At 54.3% G+C, this 3,305-nt stretch carries 4 protein-coding genes; all 4 read left to right on the forward strand.

Annotated features, from left to right (window positions below):
- On the forward strand, nt 1–711 hold a 711-nt coding region (locus tag Q7V06_RS07480), incomplete at its 5' end, for a class I SAM-dependent methyltransferase family protein (RefSeq protein ID WP_304840166.1).
- A complete protein-coding gene (gene coaBC / locus Q7V06_RS07485; RefSeq protein ID WP_304840168.1) occupies nt 708–1,832 on the forward strand; it encodes a bifunctional phosphopantothenoylcysteine decarboxylase/phosphopantothenate--cysteine ligase CoaBC in 1,125 nt (374 codons plus the stop codon). The genes Q7V06_RS07480 and coaBC, both read left to right, overlap by 4 nt.
- Nucleotides 1,817–2,662 carry a GHMP kinase gene (locus tag Q7V06_RS07490; protein WP_304840171.1) on the forward strand — a complete coding sequence of 282 codons (846 nt, stop codon included), beginning with the start codon at nt 1,817–1,819 and terminating at the stop codon, nt 2,660–2,662. The genes coaBC and Q7V06_RS07490 overlap by 16 nt, the downstream gene beginning before the upstream one ends.
- Nucleotides 2,659–3,305, forward strand: a 647-nt coding sequence (locus Q7V06_RS07495) for a 4-phosphopantoate--beta-alanine ligase (RefSeq protein ID WP_304840173.1), incomplete at its 3' end; no start/stop codon positions are given. The genes Q7V06_RS07490 and Q7V06_RS07495, both read left to right, overlap by 4 nt.

Genomic DNA, 3,305 nt, shown 5'->3' on the forward strand with positions numbered 1-3,305 from the left:
GGGTACCAGCGGCTCGGCGATACGATCCTCTTTCATGGAAGGAGGCCGGACTCTGATGATGTCGCAGATCTGATGGTCAGGGAGCAGCCGACATGTATCCTTTTTATTCCCGGACACTCCGGATCGCTTCGAATTCCTGCATATGAGGTGATCTATGGCAGTCCCCATGAGGTGCTCCATCGAGAGTGCGGCATCTCGTACCGGCTTGATCCGACGAAGGTGATGTTCTCCCAGGGAAACCGTGGGGAGAAACAGAGAATGAGATCGCTCATCTCCTCTTCCGGAAAGGAAGAGCGGATAGCCGATATGTTTGCGGGCATCGGGTACTTCACCCTCACTGCTGCTGACGCTGGCGGAATGGTGCATGCGATGGAGTTAAATCCCGACTCATTCGGTTTTCTTATGAAGAATATCGACGAGAATGGTCTCACTGAAGAAATCCGTGCCGAATGCGGGGATTGCCGGGATATGCTCTCAGGCACCTATGACAGGGTGATTATGGGTCATTTTGAAGCAACAGAGTATCTTGACTCTGCGCTTCTGCATGTTGCTTTTGGAAGTATCATCCATCTTCATACACTGAGTCCTGATGAAGGAGATGTACGGAGTATTCTGCATGAGCATGGATATGATGCCGATATCTCAGTGCATAAAGTAAAGAAATATGCGCCACAATGCTGGCATTGCGTTATGGATCTGGTGATTGGATGAGGCGGACACTTGAAGGAAAGCTGATCGTCCTTGCGGTGACAGGGAGCATTGCCGCTGTTGAGACGGTACGGCTTGCTCATGAACTCCGCAGGAAGGGGGCAACTGTGCAGGCGGTGATGTCGCATGCAGCAGCCGGAATTGTGAGCCCTGCTGCCCTCACCTATGCGACAGGACGGGATACCATCGTTGATATCACCGGTCATGTTGAGCACGTGATCTATTCAGGAGATGAGCGTGAGGCCGATCTCCTCCTGATTGCACCGTGTACTGCAAATACCATTGGAAAGATCGCATCAGGGATTGATGACACCCCGGTGACGACCTTTGCAACAACTGCTCTGGGGAGCGGTCAGCGGATCGTCTGTGTTCCTGCAATGCACCACTCCATGTATCGTCATCCGGCGGTTCTCAGAAATCTGGAGATTCTGAAGGAGTTTGGTATTGAAGTGATACCTCCGCGGATCGAAGAGGGGAAGGCGAAGATTGCTGCAATTGATGAGATCGTCCTCTGGTCGGAACGGGCGGTGCTTGGAGAGCCACTCAGGGGGAAGAAGGTGCTGATCACCAGCGGTGCCTGTAGAGAGCCGTTTGATGATGTCCGGGTGCTTACCACAAGATCGACCGGACAGATGGGGCGTGCCCTTGCGTATGAGGCGTTCCGGCTCGGTGCTGATGTAACAGTCGTTCATATGGATCACTTCCCCTCAGTCCGGAATATTCATGTGGAGACGGCTGATGAGATGCGTGAGGCGGTTCAGCATCTGCTTGATGAGGGGATTGATATCTACATCAGTGCTGCTGCCATCTCGGATTATGCGCCGGTAAGGGTTGCTGGAAAGATCCCTTCAGGAACGGTCCGGCAGATTGAACTGAATCCTCTTCCGAAAATAATCGATCTCGTTCTACCGGATCTGAAGGTGATAACTGTCGGATTCAAACTCGGAGATGATGCAGAGATCGCCGGGCGTGAGCTTCTTTTGCGTGGAGCATCACTCGTCGTTTGCAACCCGCCGTCTGTGATGGGATCTGCTACGGGTACGTTTCTCATCATGGGCAGGGATCTTGAGGTGCGGGTGAATACAAAGGAGGAGGTTGCTTTCGAAGTATGCCGTCGTCTGTGAAGGCCTTTTCTCCTGGCCACATATCCGGCTACTTCTCCCGGATAACCAAACCCACCACCGGTGAGACCGGAAGCATCGGTGCGGGGATTGTCTTAAAAGAGGGGGTGATCGCCTCGGTGACACGATCAGCTGAGACGACAGTAACCGTCATTGCAGATGGTGTACGGACTTTTGGATCGCCCCCTCTTGAAGAAGCCCTCCGGCGGCTCTCGGTGACTGCGGCAGTGCAGTCTGAGTCAAATCTTCCGATAGGTTCCGGATTTGGCCTCTCTGCTGCTTCTCTCCTTGCAACTATCACAGCAGCAGACGCACTCTTCTCTCTCTCGATGTCGGGGGATGAGATCGCTCTTCTTGCCCATGAGATCGAGGTTCTTCATGGGAATGGTCTTGGAGATGTGGCGGCTGAACTTGGGGGCGGCCTCGTATGCCGGACATTCCCTGGTATCAGGGGTGTTATAAGCCGCAATATGGACTTTCAAGGACCAATTTCTATTATCAGTCTCGGCCCGATATCAACCCGGGATGTGATCGGTTCGGCTGAATCGATGGAGCGGGTACAATCAGCCTATCCGGGCTGTTGCCCCTCTGATATGGATGATTTCATCCGGCTCTCCAGACGGTTTGCAGAGTCTTCCGGACTGATCACTCCGGTTATACGAAAGATCCTCTCTGCCTGTGATGAGGCAATGGTTCCCGCAAGTATGACGATGCTCGGAGAAGGGGTCTTTGCAACAGGTGATCGGGCTGCTGCACTCCTCTCCCGTTTTGGGAGGGTCTATACGACTACAATCGCAGGAGACGGTGCAGGGATAGTGGAGGTTACACCATGATTTCGGAAGATCATCCCCGGTATCGCTCTCTTAAGGTTCGTGAATCACTTGCAGAGGCAGCCCGGAGAGGCATCCTCTCTCTTGAAGGACTGACGGCGCACGGGCGGGGCGAGGCGTTTGACTACCTGATCGGCGAGAGGACGACTGCAAGTGCGACAGAAGCTGAGCGTCTTTGTGCCCTCCTGCTTATGTCTGCCCGCCGCCCCGTCATCTCTGTAAACGGCAATTCTGCTGCGCTTGCCGCATCAGCGATTGCAGAACTCCAGAAGGCATCAGGTGCAGCGGTCGAGGTGAACCTCTTCCACAGGACCGAGGAGAGGATGGCCTGTGTATCCCGGTATCTTGAGGAGCATGGAGTGGTCGTGCTCTCAGGTGCATGCGAGCGGCTCGTCCCACTCGGACATGATCGTGGACTCTGCCTTCCTGATGGGATCGGTTCAGCTGATGTGATCCTCGTTCCACTTGAAGATGGAGATCGGTGTGAAGCCCTCCGGAAGATGGGGCGGGTCGTTATCACGATCGATCTGAATCCGCTCTCACGGACTGCCCGGATGGCGACGCTTACGATAGTCGATGAACTGACCCGTGCATTACCTGCGATCACCGCCGCCTGCAGAACCGAAAAGCCGGGCGTTCTTGAAGA

The sequence above is a fragment of the Methanocalculus sp. genome, from assembly GCF_030651615.1.
Taxonomy (GTDB): Archaea; Halobacteriota; Methanomicrobia; order Methanomicrobiales; family Methanocorpusculaceae; genus Methanocalculus.

Coding starts and splice junctions, on each gene's coding strand:
- Q7V06_RS07490 (WP_304840171.1), top strand. CDS start 1,817: ATGCCGTCGTCTGTGAAGGCCTTTTCTCCTGGCCACATATCCGGCTAC.
- coaBC (WP_304840168.1), top strand. CDS start 708: ATGAGGCGGACACTTGAAGGAAAGCTGATCGTCCTTGCGGTGACAGGG.